The following is a 20,409-nucleotide window of genomic DNA, read 5'->3' as shown; positions in this document are numbered from 1 at the left end:
TCGCTATACTCTTGGCCTATAGTTTTTTGCCCAATAACGAATAAGAGTTCAAGGTATGCAAGAGTTAGTTCCATTTGTTCAAGATAATATGATTTTAGCCATCGTATGGATCGGCTTGGTTGTTGCCATCATTGCGAACGTTATCAAGACATCAAACGCAGCTTACAAAGAGATCACGGCAGCGCAAACCACACACATGATTAATCGTGAAAACGGTGTTGTGGTTGATATTCGTACAAAGGATGAGTTCAAGAAGGGCCATATTACTGACGCAGTTCACATTTTGCCGTCAGATATCAAAGCAAATAGCTTTGGTAGCCTTGAAAGCCACAAAGCCGACCCAATCATCGTAGTATGTAAGACAGGTCAAACAGCTCAAGAAAGCGCTAACCTACTGGTTAAAGCTGGTTTCGAAAACGTAAGCGTGCTGAAAAGCGGCTTAGTGGCTTGGAGCGAAGCTAACCTACCTTTGGTGAAAGGTAAAAAGTAGTTAAAGGTAAGCTGACCTAACTAAACGAATATGACTTTAAGGTTTTGTTCAACATAGATGGCGAACGAAACCTAATTATAAATTTTTAAGGACAAGAAAATGGCTGAAGCAGCACAACAAGACGCACAACAGAACTTCGCAATCCAACGTATCTTCCTAAAAGACGTATCTTTCGAAGCGCCAAACTCTCCAGACATGTTTCAAAAAGAGTGGAACCCAGATGTAAAACTGGACCTAGACACTCAAAGTCGTGAACTTGGCGAAGGCGTGTACGAAGTAATCCTACGTCTAACGGTCACGGTTAAAAACGCAGAAGACACTGCATTCCTTTGTGAAGTTCAACAAGGCGGCATCTTCTCTGCAAGCGAAATGGAAGCTGGCCAACTAGCTCATTGCCTAGGTGCATTCTGCCCGAACATCCTGTTCCCATACGCTCGTGAAACAATTTCTAGCCTAGTGGTTAAAGGTACGTTCCCACAACTGAACCTAGCACCAGTTAACTTTGATGCTTTGTTCATGAACTACCTACAAAACCAAGCTCAACAAGCTGAAGGCGAACAAGCTTAAGTCTCAAAGTAGAGCTTAACTCTAACGATTCAAGCGCTAGTTAGCTTTTAAATGCACATCGCAACTTCTGTGATGTGCATTTTTTCTTTACACTGTACTAAAATTGAAAGCTCCTCTGATTTTAGTGGATAGCTTTTCCAAGACTCTTCGATTTCCCTCATTATTTTTAGGTGGAAGCATGACAGAAACAACTCACCCGACAATCTCGACAAACGCTTACGGCAAAGAGATCGCCATGGCAGTAATTGGCGCTGGTTCTTACGGAACATCTCTAGCTATCTCTCTAGCGCGTAACGGTGCAAACGTTGTTCTGTGGGGGCATGATCCTGTTCACATGGCTCGTCTCGAATCCGAGCGCGCAAATAATGAATTTCTACCAAATATCGACTTCCCAGAAAGCCTAATCATCGAGTCAGACCTTGAGAAGGCAGTAACGGCAAGTCGTGATCTTCTTGTTGTCGTCCCTAGCCACGTATTTGGTATCGTTTTAAATAGCCTTAAGCCTCACTTAACAGATTGTTCTCGTATCTGCTGGGCTACTAAAGGTTTAGAGCCGGAAACTGGTCGCCTGCTAAAAGATGTCGCTCACGATGTGCTTGGTGATGGGTACTCGTTAGCAGTTCTATCAGGACCTACCTTCGCCAAAGAGCTAGCGATGGGTATGCCAACGGCAATCTCTGTAGCTTCCCCTGATGCAGAATTCCTTGAGCAACTTCAAGAAAAAATTCACTGTGGCAAAACGTTCCGTGTGTACGCAAATTCAGATTTTATTGGCATGCAGCTTGGTGGTGCAGTGAAAAATGTCATCGCCATTGGTGCTGGCATGTCGGATGGTATTGGTTTTGGTGCCAATGCACGTACTGCACTTATCACTCGCGGTCTAGCTGAGATGAGTCGACTAGGCGCAGCTCTTGGTGCGCAACCAGAAACCTTCATGGGCATGGCTGGATTGGGTGACCTAGTGTTAACCTGTACTGATAACCAATCACGTAATCGTCGCTTTGGTTTGGCACTTGGCGCAGGTAAAGATGTAGATACAGCACAAGAAGAAATTGGCCAAGTAGTGGAAGGTTATCGCAACACCAAAGAAGTTTGGTTACTATCAGAACGTATGGGCGTTGAAATGCCCATTGTTGAACAGATTTATCAAGTGTTGTATCAAGGGAAAGATGCACACCTAGCAGCACAAGATCTGCTTGCTAGAGACAAAAAGTCAGAAAGATAGTAAGAGCAGATACGAAATTAGAGTAAGCGAGATACGAAGAGAGTTAGAGGTACGGGTAATCAAGATGCGAATAGCATAAAGTAAATGACCCGAACAAAGTTCTCCAACTCGCTCGTACCTCACTCTTGAAGATGACGTTAGTATAATGCTCGTCATTGAAGAATGAAATATCTGGAATCTCATTTACGCTAATTGGCTTTTCTAAGCTCTTCGTATCTATCATCTCGCTACGCGTATCTGATTTAAAAGAATGGATGGAAAAATGAAACACTGTGAACAGCAAAAAGTTTGGCAATGCATAGTGAAGGAAGCTCGACAGCAGTCAGAGCAAGAACCTATGCTTGCGAGTTTTTATCATGCCACGATCATCAACCATGAAAGTTTAGGCGCAGCCCTTAGCTACATCCTAGCAAACAAGCTAAAGACGGCTTCAATGCCAGCAATGGCAGTACGTGAAGTGGTTGAACAAGCATTTAAGCAGGATCAATCGATTATCGATGCGGCAGCTTGTGATATTTGCGCGACGGTAAATCGAGATCCTGCGGTCGAGATGTACTCGATGCCTCTGCTTTATCTAAAAGGTTACCACGCTCTGCAAGGCTACCGAGTGGCTAACTGGTTGTGGAAGCAAGGTCGTATTGCACTTGCCACTTACCTACAAAACCAAATCTCTGTTGCTTGCCAAGTGGATATTCACCCTGCAGCTCGTATCGGTAAAGCTATCATGCTCGACCACGCCACTGGTATCGTGATTGGTGAAACTGCTGTCGTCGAAAATGATGTATCGATCCTTCAAGACGTTACCCTTGGTGGTACTGGTAAAGAAGGTGGCGACCGTCACCCCAAAATCCGCGAAGGCGTAATGATTGGGGCCGGTGCTAAAATACTCGGCAACATTGAAGTAGGTGAAGGCGCGAAGATTGGTTCATGCTCTGTTGTACTACAAGCCGTACCACCTCATACAACAGTCGCAGGCGTTCCTGCAAAAATTGTCGGAAAACCGAAAACAGATAAACCATCTTTAGATATGGACCAAGGCTTCAATGGTCGCTCGCAAAATTTCATTCATGGTGATGGAATATAAGAGCTGATTCTAGGTTCGATGAAACGAGATACGAAAGACTTAAGAGCAGATGCTGAAAACTAATAAGAGCAACATGACGATAATGATGAAACCAGTCCAAGTAATTAGCACTGTTCTTTTGATATCTGCCAGCCTTTGCGCTGTTCTTTTTTCTGCATCGCCACTTGCCGCATCGAAAGGGGAGCTGAAAGGTGTGTCGAGTGAGATATCTCGTCAACAAAAAACACTATCCTCACAACAGAAGAAGCTCGACAATTTACAGGCAAACCTCAAGCAACAAGAGCTCTCTATCTCCTTGCTTGAAAAAGCCATTAAAACAAGTAAAAAACAACTCAATACCGCCAATGCTAATGTTGCTAGCTTAGATAATAAGATTAAAGCGCTTACAGCACAGAAAAAAGCCCATACCGACAAGTTAGAGCAGCTGATTCAGACTTACTACATGACCAGCAGAGCCAAAGCCTCTTCTCACATCTTAAATACTGGCGTTGAAGAGGACCGCATTAGTCACTATTACCAACACCTCGCCAAAGCGCGATCTGCAACAATCAAAACGATCGAACAAACTCAACTTGAATTAGAAGAAAGCCATAAGCAACGCCAGCTTGAGCAAGAACAAATAGCAACGCTGTTAAATCAACAGGTAGCAAAGCGCAACAAACTATCGCAGACCCAAACACAGCGTAAAAAGACCGTCGGCAGTATTAAGAAAAACATCTCTGGCGACAAAAATTACTTAGCCGAACTTCAACGTAATGAAACTCGCCTAAAAGCCGAAATAGCGAAAGCAGAAAAAGCCGCACGAGAGAGACGCAATGCTGTCCCTATGGATGGCTTAGCCAAACGTAAAGGTAAACTGCCTTGGCCAATCAAAGATAAAGTTCTGCATAACTACGGCTCACGCCAAACTGGCCAAGTAAATTGGAAAGGCATGGTGATCAAAGCGAAATACGGTCAGCAGGTAAAATCTGTTTACTCAGGAACCGTCGTATTCGCCGAATATTTGCGTGGTTATGGTTTAGTGGTACTGCTGGACCACGGTAAAGGCGACATGACACTCTATGGCTTTAACCAAGCCCTACTAAAAAAGGAAGGCGATAAAGTTAAAGCTGGTGAGGCTATTGCGCTTGCAGGTGACACTGGTGGTCAAACCCGCCCATCGCTGTACTTCGAAATTCGTAGAAACAGCCAAGCTCAAAACCCGAAAAGATGGTTAGTTAGGTAAAAACAGATACGAGATATAAGTAACCGAGATGCGAAGAAAGAGCCCAAAGAGCTGAAAATTTCCGAATTCGCATTAATCAAACTCAGTCATTCCAGAATTGAGGGACTAAATATCTGGAATCTCGCTTGAGATTGCTACCCTCGAGGATAAAGAGAGATTCCCTATCACGCTCGTTCCTCGCTGTAGGGAATGACGTCACGATTTATCCCACCACTCGAATCTGCGCTTTCCCGCTCTCGTTACCCGAATCCCACTTACCGCTTACCCACATCTTCGCTTTTATTTGCTGTTCAGCGCTCTTACACCATCTTCTAACAGTGTCAGTTGCTCAAAGCCTTGAGTCGTTGCAATCGGTTTAACGGTTGCGATCATCTGCAGCATTCCTTGGTGAACAACTTGCTCCGTAATTTGAGATTTTGGAGACATCGCCGACTGATACGCCAACCAACCCGATGCGATCAAGTGAAGAGATGTGACCATCGACTTCATTTCTGCATCTGTTGCTTTTAGCAAATTCAACTCAACAAATGCTCTCATAATATCCACAAGATTCGTTTGCAACTTTTCTTGAACGGCCATGTAATCAAGGTGCAGCTTTTCATCACGTGACAATATTTCAGGTAAATTTGCATAGAAGAATCGATACTTCCACATCAGCGTGAAGATGGAATCTAAGTAGCTCTTTAGTAGCGTCAGGCTTTCTTGCTGCCCTTGAATCGGAGTAAATCTTTCAAGTAACTCTGTCGAGTAGAGAGTAAAGATATCACGTACAATTTCTTGTTTGTTGCGGAAGTGGTAGTAGAGATTTCCGGGGCTGATTTCGATGTGTTCAGCAATATGATTGGTCGTAATACTACGCTCGCCGTGCTCATTAAAAAGCTCTAGAGCTGCGTAAACAATCTTGTCACGTGTTTTCATTAGCATTAGTATCCCTATCCGTTTAGTGGTTCAGTATATCGCCACTAAACAGATAGATCGACCTGTTCACATCTGGTCGAATTAGCTCTGATGAAAATGGATAGAATATCTCAATTAACATCACCACATTACACTAGAATTAAAGAATTATTCCGCTAGCTCGCTTCGTTTGTTCCTTGCTATACTCGTGTGAGTTTGTATTCAAAAAAGTAGGAAGAAATATGATTATCGTAACTGGTGGTGCAGGCATGATTGGCAGCAATATTGTTAAGGCGCTCAATGAAGCAGGCCACAACGATATTCTAGTTGTCGACAACTTAAAAGATGGCAAAAAATTTAAGAACCTGGTTGACCTAGATATCACCGATTACATGGATCGTGATGACTTTCTAACTCAAGTTATGGCTGGCGATGATTTCGGTCACATTGAGGCTGTTTTCCATGAAGGTGCATGCTCAGCAACCACCGAGTGGGATGGCAAATACATGATGCTCAACAACTATGAATACTCTAAAGAGTTACTGCATTACTGTATCGAGCGTGAGATACCCTTCTTGTATGCTTCTTCTGCTGCCACTTATGGTGAAACCGATACCTTTATCGAAGAACCGCAGTACGAAGGCGCGCTGAACGTATACGGCTATTCAAAACAGCAATTTGATAACTATGTGCGTCGCTTAACTGCAGATGCAGCCGCACACAACGAAACGCTTTCTCAAATCACTGGTTTTCGATACTTCAATGTCTACGGTCCACGTGAACAGCACAAAGGCAGCATGGCCTCTGTCGCATTCCACCTAAACAATCAAATGAACGCCGGTGAAAACCCGAAATTATTCGCAGGAAGCGAAACCTTCAAGCGTGATTTTGTGTATGTTGGTGATGTTGCGGCCGTAAACCTGTGGTTCTTAAAAAATGGAGTATCAGGTATCTTCAACCTAGGTACTGGTAATGCCGAATCATTTGAAGAGGTCGCAAAAGCGGTGATTAAACATCACGGTAAGGGAGAGATTGAAACCATCCCATTCCCTGAGCATTTGAAAGGTGCTTACCAAGAGTTTACTCAAGCTGATTTAACTAAGTTGCGTAATGCCGGTTGCGATGTTCAATTTAAATCGGTTGCTGAAGGCGTCAGCGAGTACATGCAGTCAGTTAATCGCTAGATTACACTCTCCCGAAAACAAGCTAACGGTATACTGTTAGCTTGTTCAATATATATCGCCAGTTAAAGGTTTACAGTGACAACTCAACGCGACGACTACGATCCTAAAGCATACAACCCCAAATTCATCAGTGCGTTTTTATCACCAAAACACTGGGGAACTTGGCTCGGGCTATGCCTATGTCTACCCATTTCTTTGCTGCCAAACTCGATTCGAGTAGCCATAGCAAAATTCGTGGCGACAAAAATGGCGAAGAAGCAACGTGGCTCAGTACAAAAGGCACGTATAAACCTCGCGCTTTGTTTTCCAGAAAAGTCTGTTCAAGAGCGTGAAACCATTCTAACCAATTGCCTAACAACTGCTGGCGCCTTTTTACTTGGTTTTCCTGCCATATCATTACGAAGTAAACGTTGGCTTGAAAAACACTCAGAAATCATTGGATTAGAACACTTACAACGGCTACAAAAAGACAATCAAAGTGCTATTTTGCTCGTACCTCACTCTTGGTGCATCGACATTCCGGCTATCCTTTTAGCTTCAAGAGGCTTACCCGTTTCTGCGATGGCAAATAGCCAGAAAAACCCTCTGACCGATTGGCTCATGCACAAGCAAAGAGTTCAGTATGGCGGACGAGTTTATGATCGCAGTGGAGGCATTAAGCCTTTTATCAAATCAGTCAAAGATGGCTACTTGGGATATTACCTGCCAGATCAAGACCATGGCCCAGAGCAAAGTGTATTCTCAGATTTCTTTGCGACTGAAAAAGCAACCTTGCCCGGACTTGGAAAACTAGCAAAAGTAAGCCGAGCGAAGATCGTTCCAACCTTTGCCAGCTATAATATTGAGACGGGTAAATACGAAATTGAAATCAAAGCACCCATTGAGTTATCTGGCGATGAACATCAAGACGCTAGAGCAATGAATGAAGTCGTTGAAGGTTTTGTTAATCCGAAACCTGAGCAGTACATGTGGATTTTAAAGTTGTTAAAAACACGTAGGAACGGACAAGACCCATATGTGGGGTATTAACCTACATATGGGTATAAACCTACACGTAGGCATATAGACTCGATTGATTAGTTAGTTAGTCAGAAAAATCTAACTAATCAATCGTTTGAAATCTTTTATGTTAATGAAGGCCCCTTGATGCTCTTTGATCTTTTCAAGTGGCCACTCCCACCACTGTTCCATTAAAAGAGCTTCCCTTTCCTCTTCAGTAAAGCGCTTCTTAATTTCCTTCGCTGGAACACCACCCACAATACTGAATGCTTCTACATCTTTGGTCACAATAGAACCTGTTGCAATCACTGCACCATGCCCGATAGTCACTCCTGGGAATATTTTCACGTCTTCACCAATCCAAACATCGGATCCAACAACAACTTGGTAATGCTCCTCAACATACTTAGTATGCGAGTAAATAGTACCTTTGTTAAAATCCAATCCTTGTTTCTGCATCAATCGATGATCTGCTCGATGAAAGCAAGGGTGAGTCGACACATAATCATTAACCGGGTGGTTATTTAGGACAATTTTCACATTATTAGCAATCGAGCAAAAACGACCTATTTTGACATTGTTCATATTACAATGAGTATCAATATAAGAGCCAAACCCAATATATGAGGCATTCACATCACAATCGCTTGCTACAGAGTTACAGCCTTCAAATTGAGTGTCTGTAAAGTTTGATTTTCGAGAAAGGAAGTTCTTCTGTTTTTTTTGATCACGAATGAATATTAGCTTCTTAATCTTGCGTATGATTTTTTTCATAATGAGTCTATTCGCCATTACCAGATAGGAGTTTGTGATAAAAACCATCAACAGTGTAATCTTCAAGCTTAATCAAAACTGATTCGTCAAACTCGCTAGAAATAAAGTATTCCATACTACCAGTAAGTTCATTTAGAGAGTCAAATATAAGAAAGTTATCTTTTGAGTATAAAGGGTGATTACAAAGACTCGTATTATTCGTGATTACTTTTTTTCGAGCATACAATGCTTCTTTAACCCTCATAGTATCAGACGTCTGTCCATCAAGAACAATTTCCAGTACACATTTGGTATTGAGCATCACGGTTAGGTATTCAACATAGGAATAAGAAGGTTTTTTGTCAAACACAATAAAGTTGCACTTAAAATCACCCAATGCCTCTTCTATTTTTTGAACCTTTTCTTTCCTTCCTTTATCCACCCCCACAAAAGACACATCGTAATCAGAGGATTTTGCTATCTCATCAATAATTTTTAGTTGAGGCATCGGAGAATAAGCATGCTTAAAGTTGTATTTTTTTGCATCACCCTCATCAAACGTATATATTTCAAAATCATCTAAAAGATGGTTCAAGCTCCCATCTGTAATATTCCTAAAAAGAATAATCTTCCTCCCACTAACCTTTGATATTGACTTAATGTCTCTCAAAGAGTCGGTTGTGAATATGACATCAAAGCCATTTAGCGCCTTTATTTTTCGTCTTATGATCGCTCCATAAGCCTCATGATAGTGTTTTTTACTGTAGAAAAATAAAAAGGAAATTAATTTCACTAACCACTTGCTTAAGAAAATATGATGCTTTTCATAATCAGACGATAGCACATCAATTTCTAGTTTTTCATACTGTTGCTTGTAGCCTACAAAAACCAGTTTTGGCTTCAATTTATCGTTCATAAGGCAACCTTTTAAAAGACTCGACAATACTTCCTAATGCACTATTGGCTTTATTACCTTCAACTACCTTCTCGTAATAACTAACATACGCTGCAGCCATGACATTGGCATTGAATTGATCTCTCGCGTATTCATTACAACGAGCTGAATCATAGGTGTCAGAATTTAAGATCCCTTCTACGAGATCTTGTTCACAGCTCGATAAAAGACCTACCTCACTAGAAACTAATTCCGGCAGTGAGCCATAAGGTGTACCAAACACTGGGCAACCAAAATACAAACTCTCTGTAATCGCTAAGCCAAACGGTTCATGCCAAGTCACGGGGAATATCAGACCTTTTGACTGAGTCATGATCTGAGATTTCGTTGTATCGTCCACCATCCCTAAAAAACGAACATGACGATCTAACGTTAACCTGAAACCCATTTTTAGGTTCAATCGATGGCCGCCCAACACATCAAGCTGCTGGCCAGCTTTCTTGGTAATATCAATGGCACCTTGAACATTTTTAACTCGCCACGCCGCTTTCCCAAGAAAATGGAAACGTTCTCGTTGCAAGTTAAAGTTAGGCTTTTGGTAGTTATCCCAATTCAAGCCATTGTAAACATAAGCTTGTGCACCATGATTTTTTGCATGCTGAGATGAAACAAAGACGGTATTAGGGTCAATAGGGCCGTCTGAATTACCATGCTGCGTTAAAATGTAGGGATAAGAGATAGGCTCTAGATCAGAGTGGAAATGTACAACATCAATATCATTTGGAAGCTGACTTTGCAGTGGTACATTCGGTTGATACTCGATGACTCTCGCCCAATCACACTTTGTGCCTTTGCCAGCGAGCAGCGTCACTCGGTGCCCGGCAAGATGCAAAGCATAAACTAAGTCCCAAATGACTCGTTCGGTTCCACCATAATTCACCACAGGTAACGTAGCTCTTGTATACATTAAAATATTCATAATCACTTAATTTTTAAAAGCTTTTACTTTAGCGACAACAGCTTGATGAACACACCCTGGAACAAATTGCTCTATTTCTCCACCATGAATAGCGACTTCACGAACCAATGTTGATGATAAAAAAGCAAACTCTTCTGAAGGTGTCAAAAACAGGCTCTCTAGTTCTGGTTTTAATCGACGATACATTGTCGTCAAACCAAACTCATACTCAAAGTCCATTGTTGTTCTTAAGCCACGCACCAAAATTGAGGCATTTTGCTCGGTCGCAAAATCAACCAGCAAGCTGCTAAAACCCTCGACGGAGACATTAGGTAATTCATGGCAAGTTTCTCGCAATAAGGCCACACGCTCATCTAAGCTAAATAAGGTGGCTTTACTTGGGCTCTCTGCGACACCAATGACAAGCTTTTCAAACATACATGCAGCACGTTTAATTAAGTCATAGTGGCCGTTAGTCACTGGATCAAAAGTACCTGGGTATATTGCTATTTTCATGACATTCCTTTATTCACTGGATGTTTTCTTGTTTTTCAATCGGCCTAATACACGGTCTAGCTGCTCAATCACCGATTCTGTTGAAATAAGAGCCATAAGATCTTTTCCTTTTACTCGGGTTCCCCATGGAAGCTCGTCAACCGCTTTACCGTGTTGCTCTTCAGCAATCTGTTCATAGACAGAAACCACACTGTCTAAACTATGATAAGGCCCTGTTCGCATTGGGTTACTGTGCGCATACAAACCAATCACGGGGACACCTTGAGTCGTCGCAATGTGTGCAGGCCCTGAATCAGGAGCGATCACAACACTGGATTTACCAATCACTGCGGTAAGCTGCTTTAACGAAGTTGAGCCTACTAAGTTAATACAAGGTGATGTCATGTGCTGAGAGATATTGTCGGTTAAATTGCGCTCTCTATCCGTTGGAGCACCACAAAAAACCACTTTAAAGCCTAACTGATAAGCGTGATCGGCGACAGCGGCATAGCGCTCAACTAACCAGTTTCTCTCATCTTTACTCGCGGCAGGGCTAATAACAATATACGGCTCATGCGCAAGCTCCATCGATAGTCTTTGATCTTCATCAGACAAAGCAAGATCCCATGTCGGCACCTGTTTGGAACACCCCAAAAAGTAAGCAAATTCAGAGAAATTATCTAACACATGAGATGCGTCCGTTTTTGGCAGCTTGCGATTGGTAAAGAGCCACTGCCCCTCTTTGGCACGTGTCCAACTAAAGCCAAGTTTTACTTTTGCCTTTATCCCTATCGTTAACAGGCTGGCTCTTAGTGCAACTTGCATATGCAGTAAATAATCAAACCGAGTTAGACGCAGGGATCTCCATACTTCTTTCATTCCTTTTAGGCCGCGTTTTTTATCAAACACTACAACTTGAATTCCAGGTATATCACCAAGTAATTGAGCTTCGATTTTTCCCATCACCCACGTGATCTGACATTCTGGATAGGTAGCTTGAATAAGTTGCACCACAGAAAGGGCATGACAAACGTCACCAATGGCAGATAAACGCAGAATACAAATAGATTTTGGAGCAGAAAGAGCGTTATTCATTGATCGATTCCAATGGCATCATTTCTAGAACAGCAGAAACAACGTTATCTGGCTTGATATCTTGAAGGCATGGCGAATAGACATCATCGCTAATCTGACATCTGTTTTTATAGCAAGGGACGCAGTTACGTTCAGATTGCACAAGTCTAATATTGGCGACTCTTTGGGAGCTAACACCATTGCTGTATAAATTGTTCGTTACATCAATTGGCTCTTCATATGGCCAAGGTGACCACATGCTTGCTGGTGCCACGCTAATAATAGATACAATTGGGATAGAGTAACCTGATGCGAGGTGACCCGGGCCACTATCAGGTCCAACAAAACCATCACTATGTTTTATTAATACCGAAGTTTGAGCTAATGATAATTCCCCTAAAACACTGACCAGTTGGTTCGACTCAGGGACTTGACTCATGATTTGTTCAACAATGGTCTCGTCTCGTTCTAATTTAGCGCCAGATAAGACAATGTTATAGCCTGCAGAGATCAAACGATTGATGACTTCAACCCAATACGAGACTGGCCACTGCTTAATTTCGTTGGAGGATGGCGCATGCACAACAATGTAGTTTGATGGCAATCTCTTTTGAACCACTGAAGGTAATAACTCTTCGGGAGAGACTAGCCGTGCAATACAATTAACATCTATGGTATCCAGCATACGAGCAACGCGACTCATTTTATGCTCAAAGCGATGCTGTTCTTTAATGTAATGAGTATAAATTAACTTTTTAACCCAGGCGCCAGAAAGCGATTCATCAATTGCACCAAGTCTTTTCTTACCAAAGATAAAACTATAGATAGCTGTTCTATCATTAAGCATTTCATTGACGACTAAATCATATCGACCATGCGTTTTTAAAATCCGGTAATAGTCCTTAACGGATGCTCTTGGCGGAATTTCAACTAAAGAGTCAACGTCTGGATTGGTACCAAAAACCATCTCCCCTCTAGCATTAACTAAAACATCTATTGTTGCGGTCGGAAACGCTTTTCTCAGACTATGGGTAAAAGCAGAGATCAACAAACTATCACCAATGCAATGAGTGGCAACAACTAATATTTTTTGGTAACTACATGAATCGTTCATTAATCTGTTCGGCGTTTGATATACTGTTCTACCAAGTATGCCATAAACTCCCCAATACGAGACAGTGATTCATGTTTACAACAAAGCAAATCCATAAAACAACGTACTGGTATAATCCTAAATTACTCACCGAAGACGTTGAATTGGCTTTTTCTGTGGATTATTGGAAGGCGAATCAAGCAATACTGGGGCACGCTCAAGGTAGAGGAACAACATGGTTTGTTAAGGGAGAAAAAAGCAATTTCGCTCTTCGACATTATCATCGCGGCGGCTTGTTTGGAAAGCTAGTTAGAGACAGCTATTTATTTACTGGATTAGAGAACTCACGAGCATACCAAGAGCTAATGTTACTTGAGCTTCTAGCCACACATAAAGTTAATGTCCCGACACCCGTTGCTGCGAAAGTTTCGCAAGAAGGGCTCGTTTACAAAGCCGATATTTTAATTGAAAAGATTTCCGACGCAGAAGACTTAGTAAAGATACTATCAAACAAAAAACTATCCGATTCCCATTTCAACGATATTGGTCATCAAATTCGAAAAATGCACGATGCCGGGGTCAATCATACCGACCTCAATATCCATAACATTCTCGTTGATAAAGCAGGCAAGGTTTGGATTATCGATTTTGATAAATGCCTAACGCAAACAGGTAATAGCTGGAAAGAGAGTAATTTAAAGCGACTTAAGCGCTCATTCGAAAAAGAAGTTCGATTAGGAAGGATTGATGCTCAGCACTTTGATTTTTCACAAATAGAACAAGGGTACAAAGTGAGTACCCTTGAGAGTCTATGATTTATTCTTCTTTCAAACCAAATAACTTACGAAGTTTCTTTTTCTTTTTATAGATATGCCCTCGAATCACTTCAGCAAGAGGGCGCTTGAAGGACACTTCTTTAGCTAAGCGTATTTGCTCTTCAAATGGTTTATCTCCGTGTTCTTCAAAGAACTGTTCCAACACCGTTCTCGCCCAGTCTTTTCGCCCACTCGTTGAATAATGATTGAGCCAAGCTTTCGCTGGTTCAATATTCACCTGCGTAGAGAGCGCTTCAGATAGCGCAAACTGCTCTAAAGTGTGTGCCTCACACCCTTCTTGACGTAACGCTTGAATCAACACATCGGCATAATCAAAAGCCGATGAGTTTTTTCCGGTGATACCAATGACTGCCGACGCCCACATAACTGAGTTTGGATTAGTGCGGTAGACACTGCCATCCATAAGTTTTATATCTCTATCTCTGATATGTGAATACTCATTGGTGCTTGGCAAAGTATTGATGTTCACTTCTGAGCAAAACAGTAACGCGTTTTTATCCGATATAGAGTCGAAGTAAACGTTTGTTGGCACGTTAAAGTACGTATCTGTATCTAGAAAAAGCAGTTTATCTTCAGAACTCAACTCTAAATTATCACAAAGATATTTTAAGCCGCGGTTCTTGATTCTAAAGTGATAAGTATTGTCTAGACTCCATTCAGCCTTTTGATCAGGCGATATCGGAAACACTTTAATTGGCATATTAGCGAAGTGCTCAGGTTCTTCCGCTAGAACAGAAATTTCAGGCCTAGTTCCATTTGCCTCAACCCAATTGGCTAAAAAAGACAAAATGCAAAACCTTGCGCCTTGATAGTAAGTTCTATCATTGCCATAAATAACAAATGTTAAGTGTTTTCTAGCCAATTCTGATTTCATAATTTAGTACTTCGTAATATTTTTAAAAAGTGCTTTGTGCTTGCTGCTGACATGGCTTCGAACATGAGTTCGGTATCCCTCTTTAAACCAACTTCTAACCGTCGCATAAAGTCCTGAGGTTCTACCACTCAACTCACTATCAAATGCACCGGTTTTACTACCCTGACGAACCAAAGGTGGGTGTGTCCAAAAAATATTGTACTCTAATGTCGTTCGCTCATTACCAACATAACCATCAATAGGTGCGTCAGTTATATTGCTTTCCATATGCTCTACCATTGCACGAGCAAAACTAAGGTCATAAAGCAAACCACCAGTAAGCTTGTTCGTTTTACACAAGTACAGATGTTGATTTGGAACTCTTACTGATGCAGGTACTAAGCTCGATGCCTCTTCAATATTTACAAGATACTTTTCTTCACCACGAAGTTCATTTTGGAAAGCTTCTAGTTGCTCAATAAAATCGCTATTTAAAAAAGCATCATCTTCTAACACTAATACTTGTGGAATTTGTTCTTCTACGACTTTTTTCATCACTAAGTAGTGCTTATAAAAGCAAGACTTCTCAGGGAGCCTCAGTGAGTCGTCAAAAAAACCATTTCTAACGTCATCAGATAGATCATCGATATCACCAGCTAACATATATTCGTAATCAGTGATGCCCACTTCTGGCAGGTGCTTATCTATATGTTTTCTACGTTCTTCGTAGCCTTTGCTTACATGAATAACAAAAGTTTTGATCATGGTGATGTCTCAATATTGGTTGACTGATTATTGGTGGCTGAATGATGTATCAATTGGAGTGTTTTATGTAACGCACCTTGATTCTGTTGAACTATACCATAGCCTATTCGCCCTTTTTCAATTAACTCTTTAGGCTTGGATAATGCACTGTTCATTTGTAAAGCAAGCTCATTCTCATCGGCTACAACAGACAGTGCGCTCGAGTCGATCAATTGATTCGCCAGGTCTGCAAAATTGAAATAGCTCGGCCCTGTTAAGCAATATTTTTGAAGCAATGCAGGTTCGATGAAGTTATGCCCTCCTACTTTCTTTCCAAGTAGGCTTCCTCCCATAAAGACGAGATCACTCGCAGAAAGCATAACCATAAGCTCTCCCATCGTATCTCCTAGGTAGACATCGACACCAAGCGGTACGTCGTCAACAACTTCGGTTCGACGAACCAAAACTAAGCCTTGGTTTTTGGCCAATTCAGCAACTGAATCAAAGCGTTCAGGGTGACGAGGTACTATCACTAAGAGTAACTTTGGCAGTTCTCTTTTGGCTTGCTGGTAAGCTCTAAAAATTTGTTCATCTTCACCAGCATGAGTGCTCGCGGCGACAACAATCTGCCTACCCTGCCCCAAAATATCTTTAAGATGCTCGCCTTGTGCGATTACATTATTATCAATCGACACATCGTACTTAATTGAGCCTGTGACAATGACTTTTTCGCTCGGCGCACCTAGTAACTCAAATCGAGATTTATCATCAGAGTGTACCGTCAATATTAAGCTTAACTTAGAGATTGTCGGATAAATTAACGAACTCATCTTTTGATAATTACTGGCTGATTTTTCGGATAATCGTCCATTGACTAATATCATCGGAATATCATTTTTAGCAACGGTGTTAATGGTGTTTGGCCATAATTCCGTTTCAATAATGAGCATGTTATCTGGTTGAACGCGATTGATAAAATGTTGAACACACCAACTAAAATCAATAGGCATATAGCGGTGGCTAATCGAACCACTCATCTTTTCTACCTGCTCAGCGCCTGTACTCGTTGTTGTAGTGATCAGTATTCTTTTATCTGGGTTTTGTATCGCCAGTTGTTCAACTAACTTCTTACTCGCCAGCACTTCCCCTACTGAAACAGCATGAAGCCAGATCACGCCCGACTGTCTATTATTGATCGACGGTGTAAACCCGAAATGCTCTTTCCAACGACGACCAAAAGGTGGTTTGTTTGCTTTGGAACGATATAAGCCCCAAAGCAGGATAGGGCTTACAAGGAAAAGTAACGCGGTATAGGCCCAACGAACGACAGTGCTCATATGACGACCTTATTTATATTTTGCCTTGGGAAATTACATCAAACTGCTCAATAGCACTAATGACTCTACTCGGCATTAACTCAGTTAGGCACTTTAGGTGCTGCTTGGGACAAGTTCGTTCAAAGCAAGGTCGGCACTCAATATCGGTATTGATGATCGCCAGTTTGTTCGTTAGCGGAGGCGTATATTTAGGTGAACTAGAGCCATAAACAGCCACGACATTACAGCCCACCGCGGCGGCCACATGCATCAGCCCAGAATCATTACTAACGACAGTACGACAAGCCCCGATCAAGTCTACAGCCTGAATTAAGCTCGTATCTCCAGCTAAATTGAAGCAATGCTGCTGCATATTAACAGGGACTTGTTCGATTATCTTTTGGGTTACTTCACGATCTTTAGCCGAGCCAAACAACCACACTTGGTAACCTTGCTTTATCATCGCTGTCGCTGCTGTTGCAAAGTGATTATCAGGCCAACGTTTCGCAGGGCCAAACTCAGCACCAGGACATAAACCAAGGACAGGCCTTTGATTGTTTAAACCAAATTGCTCCATAGCCTTTTGTTGGCTGGAGTCAACAACTTGTAGGCTTGGAAAAGGTAATGATGACAATTCACCTAAACAACCACTACCCGTCATTTCAGCTTTAGGGTGCGCTAACGCTACATATCGCTCTAACATGTATTGAAACGCTTTTTTATTGGTTCTAACGTCATTAAGCAAACCAAAACGCATTTCACCTTTCCAGCCAACTCGTTCAGGAACGCGTGCAAACAGGGGAATTAAAGCTGATTTCGCGGAGTTAGGTAATACGTACGCTTTATCGTACTGTACTTCCCTCAACGATTTGCCGATCTTATAACGAGATTTCAGATCAAATTGCCCATGCCCTAATGGCATTTCAAGAGCTTGATTGACTTGTGGCATTCTTTCCAAAATAGGCTTACACCATGCTGGCGCTAAAACATCAATTTTTGCGTCAGGATACTGTCTTTGTAACTCAACATATAAGCCTTGAGACATCACCATGTCTCCAACCCATGACGGGCCAATAATCAGAATTTTCATTTGTCTTGCTCGTTAATAGCGTGTTCGTTAATAGCTTGACCAGATAGTCTAAAATATTCTTGAAGTGTTTTAATGCAAACCAATTTTTCTAGTTGTTCATCTTGGAAAGGAGCAAGGTATTCATGCGCATTTTTGATCATCTGTTCAGACTCTTTAGGGTTGTCTAAATAGTATTTAATTTTTTGCTCAAAATCCGACCAGTCATCCTTCACCTCTACATAATGTATGCCTGGCTGCAGAGTGCCTTCCATAAACCACGTTTCAAATTTCATTTTTGGAGTAACGACAAGTGAGTTTGAAGACATTGCCCATTTCAAGTTTGATGCAACATCGTTCCCTTCAAGACAAATAATGAATTTGTATTGAAGCTGCTCTTCGACTGTCATAAATGGTTGTTGCCACTCTGGGTTTTGCTCTGAAGTATTCGATTGACCTGCATTCATCAGTGGATGACCATACAGAGTTTTCATAAAACGAATTCTATGTGGTTGAGTCACAGCACCACGAAATACGGCCATATTTTTTTTATCAGAAAAACTTAAGCTATCATCCACGAATCGGAAATGACGACGCTTATCTAATTTAAATAGTACAGAGTTACTATTGTTCCCAGCAATCGGACGAGCTTTAAATAACGTTGGAACTGGCTCTATATGCGTTTCATCACCAAAGTAGTAACTGAAACGAAAGTACTTTGGGAAATAATGAAGAAACTCTTTAAGATCAAAGAAATAAGATGTGTAGCCTTTTCGAGAATAATTACTAATCTCGCAGCTTAGACTAGCCTTATCAAAGTCGCCGAGCCCTTTCACATAATAACTTACTCTGCTTTTTATATAGTCAGCTTGATCGGAATATGACTTTTCCAGCTTTTCAAACTGTTTTGAAAAATACAAACGAGGTGCGATAGAGAGCAAGGCATGTTTTAGATAATAAAATATCTTCATAGTTTCTCTTTATATTTTATTTTTACGTAATGTAACGAAGGCAAAGCCAGCAGCCATAGGCAAGGAATTATCAACAAAGCTCTAGAGGTAGACTCTGCCTTTAGAAATGAAGACGACAAGTTCCACAATAATATCCGTAATTTTATCAGATAAAGTGCCCTAGACACAGCTTCAAGTGATATCAAGCTCTGTATTGAGAGCTATACATCTATACCTGACATTGAGAACAAAAAAACGTATTCCTCTGTCCGATTTTTTGCTCTTCAAGCTTCTCACTACAACTCGGACACTGTTCACCAGCCTTACCATAAACCTGCAGCTCTTGAGCAAAATATCCCGGTTTTCCATCCGCTTGGGCGAAGTCTTTGAGTGTGGTGCCACCTTGTTTGATGGCGGTAGCGAGTACTTGTTTGATCTCTTTGGTTAACAAGATCCACTCTTGTTTTGTCACTTTGCTTGCTGGGCGAAGTGGATGAATTCGTGAAGAAAACAGCGCTTCATTGGCGTAGATATTCCCCACACCTACCACTACTTTGTTGTCCATAATGAACTGTTTGACGGCAACCTTACGCTTTTCTGCTTTCTCAGCAATGTAATCTGCGTTGAAGTCGTCAGTTAGTGGCTCAGGACCAGAACCCAGTAATACAGTATGTATCTCATCAGGCGCCGACCATAACCACGCACCAAAGCGACGCGGATCGTTGTAACGCAATATCTTGCCATTGGTTAACTTAAGATCCACGTGATCGTGTTTTGCTGGCGGGAAGTCTGCATCTAACACGCGCAGTGAGCCAGACATACCGAGGTGAACAATGGCTGTTCCGGTATCGGTTTCTATCAATAGGTACTTCGCTCGGCGTGAAATAGAGCGAATCACCTGCCCTTCTAATAGCTTAAGTTCTTGAGGGATATCCCAACGCAGTTTAGGTGTACGAAAGGTAAGCGTTTTAATCTTCTCACCGACTAAATGAGGCGAGATCCCCATGCGGCTTACTTCAACTTCGGGTAATTCAGGCATAGTTAGTCGTCCGATTTAGGTGATTTGTCTGATATAGATAGCTTGTCTGCTTTAAAGAGATGGTCTGATTTAAATGAATCTCCTGAGCCAAAGCTTGGAAACAAGTAGCTCTCTTCAATAGACACCGCCAGCCACTGATCATTCCAGTTTTTTAGCAACCAAAACTCAGCAAGTTGATAATAGGTAATACGCTGGGGCTCTTCTTGGTCTTGATACCAAACCTCAATGGTATGCGGGGTATTCAATTGTGGTGAGAGGTCGGTATAGGTTTGAGAGTCAATTTCGGTGCCCACAAGTTCCTGCCACCTCTGTGACAGCTCTTGTGCACTGGTAGTTTGAGGAAGCACTGTGTCTTTAAATTGATAAGCCCAATGATCGTCTTCTACTACAACTGACCAATTAGCAAAATGCAAAGCTTGAAGCTCAGCTGCTGGATTTAAAAGAGAAGGATAAGAACCGCTGATCTTAACTTCAGGTTCGGGCTCGATAAGGTACGTTTTGATCAAAGTTGGAAGGTTTAACACGCCAATAAAAGCGATCACACTGAACATGAGTATGTTGTTCCACCGGCGTCCACGATATCTCATATGATTCTGCTCATCTAACCTATTGAGTAATCAGTATATCGTGAAAGTGGCAATACTTTCTATGTTGTACGGTTTTCTA

The 20,409-nt window shown here is 41.7% G+C and carries 22 protein-coding genes; 8 read left to right on the top strand and 14 right to left on the bottom strand.

Going from position 1 to position 20,409, the window contains the following annotated elements; translation table 11 throughout:
* Positions 1 to 55 precede the first annotated feature (55 nt).
* The 5 genes from AB6E08_RS06035 to AB6E08_RS06015 all read left to right on the top strand — a co-directional run bounded on the left by AB6E08_RS06035 (position 56) and on the right by AB6E08_RS06015 (position 4,591).
* Entirely contained in the window at positions 56 to 490 is a 435-nt protein-coding gene (locus tag AB6E08_RS06035) for a rhodanese-like domain-containing protein (RefSeq protein ID WP_009847958.1), read from the top strand.
* Positions 491 to 589: 99 nt separating this feature from the next.
* On the top strand, positions 590 to 1,057 hold the full coding sequence (gene secB, locus AB6E08_RS06030; protein WP_009847959.1) for a protein-export chaperone SecB: 468 nt from the start codon (positions 590 to 592) through the stop codon (positions 1,055 to 1,057).
* A 178-nt stretch (positions 1,058 to 1,235) separates the two neighbouring features.
* Positions 1,236 to 2,282, top strand: a complete 1,047-nt coding sequence (gene gpsA, locus AB6E08_RS06025) for an NAD(P)H-dependent glycerol-3-phosphate dehydrogenase (RefSeq protein ID WP_032499719.1) — start codon at positions 1,236 to 1,238, stop codon at positions 2,280 to 2,282.
* A gap of 262 nt (positions 2,283 to 2,544) precedes the next feature.
* The gene (gene cysE, locus AB6E08_RS06020; protein WP_009847961.1) at positions 2,545 to 3,366 is read left to right on the top strand and encodes a serine O-acetyltransferase; all 822 of its coding nucleotides are present in this window, start codon (positions 2,545 to 2,547) and stop codon (positions 3,364 to 3,366) included.
* A gap of 73 nt (positions 3,367 to 3,439) precedes the next feature.
* Positions 3,440 to 4,591, top strand: a complete 1,152-nt coding sequence (locus AB6E08_RS06015) for a murein hydrolase activator EnvC (protein WP_276605410.1) — start codon at positions 3,440 to 3,442, stop codon at positions 4,589 to 4,591.
* 279 nt (positions 4,592 to 4,870) lie between these two features.
* Here AB6E08_RS06015 and AB6E08_RS06010 read toward each other — a convergent pair whose 3' ends face one another.
* Complete coding sequence (locus AB6E08_RS06010; RefSeq protein WP_012603056.1) at positions 4,871 to 5,509, bottom strand: TetR/AcrR family transcriptional regulator; 639 nt, start codon at positions 5,507 to 5,509, stop codon at positions 4,871 to 4,873.
* A 221-nt stretch (positions 5,510 to 5,730) separates the two neighbouring features.
* Here AB6E08_RS06010 and rfaD point away from each other — a divergent pair, with 221 nt between their 5' ends.
* Together rfaD and lpxM are read left to right on the top strand one after the other, a co-directional pair.
* Positions 5,731 to 6,672, top strand: coding sequence for an ADP-glyceromanno-heptose 6-epimerase (gene rfaD, locus AB6E08_RS06005; RefSeq protein ID WP_372064040.1), 942 nt, complete (start codon positions 5,731 to 5,733; stop codon positions 6,670 to 6,672).
* Positions 6,673 to 6,747: 75 nt separating this feature from the next.
* Positions 6,748 to 7,701, top strand: coding sequence for a lauroyl-Kdo(2)-lipid IV(A) myristoyltransferase (gene lpxM, locus AB6E08_RS06000; RefSeq protein WP_280604953.1), 954 nt, complete (start codon positions 6,748 to 6,750; stop codon positions 7,699 to 7,701).
* A 69-nt stretch (positions 7,702 to 7,770) separates the two neighbouring features.
* On the opposite strand, the gene AB6E08_RS05995 is transcribed toward lpxM, so the two are convergent.
* The 6 genes from AB6E08_RS05995 to AB6E08_RS05970 are packed head-to-tail and all read right to left on the bottom strand — an operon-like array spanning position 7,771 to position 12,960.
* Positions 7,771 to 8,445, bottom strand: a complete 675-nt coding sequence (locus tag AB6E08_RS05995) for a CatB-related O-acetyltransferase (protein WP_372064038.1) — start codon at positions 8,443 to 8,445, stop codon at positions 7,771 to 7,773.
* A 7-nt stretch (positions 8,446 to 8,452) separates the two neighbouring features.
* Positions 8,453 to 9,340 carry a lipopolysaccharide biosynthesis protein gene (locus AB6E08_RS05990; protein WP_372064036.1) on the bottom strand — a complete coding sequence of 296 codons (888 nt, stop codon included), beginning with the start codon at positions 9,338 to 9,340 and terminating at the stop codon, positions 8,453 to 8,455.
* Positions 9,330 to 10,286 carry a glycosyltransferase gene (locus AB6E08_RS05985; RefSeq protein WP_017102398.1) on the bottom strand — a complete coding sequence of 319 codons (957 nt, stop codon included), beginning with the start codon at positions 10,284 to 10,286 and terminating at the stop codon, positions 9,330 to 9,332. The genes AB6E08_RS05990 and AB6E08_RS05985 overlap by 11 nt, the downstream gene beginning before the upstream one ends.
* Before the next feature lie 18 nt (positions 10,287 to 10,304).
* Positions 10,305 to 10,793 (bottom strand): pantetheine-phosphate adenylyltransferase, encoded by a 489-nt coding sequence (coaD, locus tag AB6E08_RS05980; RefSeq protein WP_017102399.1) that lies wholly within the window; start codon positions 10,791 to 10,793, stop codon positions 10,305 to 10,307.
* A gap of 9 nt (positions 10,794 to 10,802) precedes the next feature.
* A complete protein-coding gene (locus AB6E08_RS05975) occupies positions 10,803 to 11,867 on the bottom strand; it encodes a glycosyltransferase family 9 protein (protein ID WP_371709411.1) in 1,065 nt (354 codons plus the stop codon).
* Positions 11,860 to 12,960, bottom strand: coding sequence for a glycosyltransferase family 9 protein (locus AB6E08_RS05970; protein ID WP_371727256.1), 1,101 nt, complete (start codon positions 12,958 to 12,960; stop codon positions 11,860 to 11,862). The genes AB6E08_RS05975 and AB6E08_RS05970 overlap by 8 nt, the downstream gene beginning before the upstream one ends.
* A gap of 71 nt (positions 12,961 to 13,031) precedes the next feature.
* Between AB6E08_RS05970 and AB6E08_RS05965 the strand changes: the two genes are divergently transcribed.
* Positions 13,032 to 13,754, top strand: coding sequence for a 3-deoxy-D-manno-octulosonic acid kinase (locus AB6E08_RS05965; RefSeq protein ID WP_009847972.1), 723 nt, complete (start codon positions 13,032 to 13,034; stop codon positions 13,752 to 13,754).
* A 1-nt stretch (position 13,755) separates the two neighbouring features.
* On the opposite strand, the gene AB6E08_RS05960 is transcribed toward AB6E08_RS05965, so the two are convergent.
* The 7 genes from AB6E08_RS05960 to AB6E08_RS05930 all read right to left on the bottom strand — a co-directional run bounded on the left by AB6E08_RS05960 (position 13,756) and on the right by AB6E08_RS05930 (position 20,294).
* A complete protein-coding gene (locus AB6E08_RS05960; RefSeq protein ID WP_372064033.1) occupies positions 13,756 to 14,649 on the bottom strand; it encodes a hypothetical protein in 894 nt (297 codons plus the stop codon).
* Positions 14,650 to 14,652: 3 nt separating this feature from the next.
* Entirely contained in the window at positions 14,653 to 15,393 is a 741-nt protein-coding gene (locus AB6E08_RS05955) for a glycosyltransferase family 25 protein (protein WP_372064031.1), read from the bottom strand.
* The gene (waaA, locus tag AB6E08_RS05950) at positions 15,390 to 16,709 is read right to left on the bottom strand and encodes a lipid IV(A) 3-deoxy-D-manno-octulosonic acid transferase (RefSeq protein ID WP_372064029.1); all 1,320 of its coding nucleotides are present in this window, start codon (positions 16,707 to 16,709) and stop codon (positions 15,390 to 15,392) included. The genes AB6E08_RS05955 and waaA overlap by 4 nt, the downstream gene beginning before the upstream one ends.
* A 13-nt stretch (positions 16,710 to 16,722) precedes the next feature.
* Positions 16,723 to 17,778 carry a lipopolysaccharide heptosyltransferase II gene (gene waaF, locus AB6E08_RS05945; RefSeq protein WP_102582393.1) on the bottom strand — a complete coding sequence of 352 codons (1,056 nt, stop codon included), beginning with the start codon at positions 17,776 to 17,778 and terminating at the stop codon, positions 16,723 to 16,725.
* Positions 17,775 to 18,725, bottom strand: coding sequence for a glycosyl transferase family 90 (locus AB6E08_RS05940; protein ID WP_372064026.1), 951 nt, complete (start codon positions 18,723 to 18,725; stop codon positions 17,775 to 17,777). Before AB6E08_RS05940 ends, waaF begins: the two co-directional genes overlap by 4 nt.
* Before the next feature lie 208 nt (positions 18,726 to 18,933).
* A complete protein-coding gene (gene mutM / locus AB6E08_RS05935; protein WP_372046992.1) occupies positions 18,934 to 19,743 on the bottom strand; it encodes a bifunctional DNA-formamidopyrimidine glycosylase/DNA-(apurinic or apyrimidinic site) lyase in 810 nt (269 codons plus the stop codon).
* A gap of 2 nt (positions 19,744 to 19,745) precedes the next feature.
* The gene (locus tag AB6E08_RS05930) at positions 19,746 to 20,294 is read right to left on the bottom strand and encodes a hypothetical protein (RefSeq protein ID WP_372064024.1); all 549 of its coding nucleotides are present in this window, start codon (positions 20,292 to 20,294) and stop codon (positions 19,746 to 19,748) included.
* Positions 20,295 to 20,409: the final 115 nt, after the last annotated feature.

This window comes from Vibrio sp. 10N.247.310.24, from assembly GCF_041467175.1.
GTDB lineage: Bacteria > Pseudomonadota > Gammaproteobacteria > Enterobacterales > Vibrionaceae > Vibrio > Vibrio tasmaniensis_A.
The sequence above is the reverse complement of the archived record's forward strand: the minus strand, read 5'-3'. Positions and strand labels throughout refer to the sequence as shown.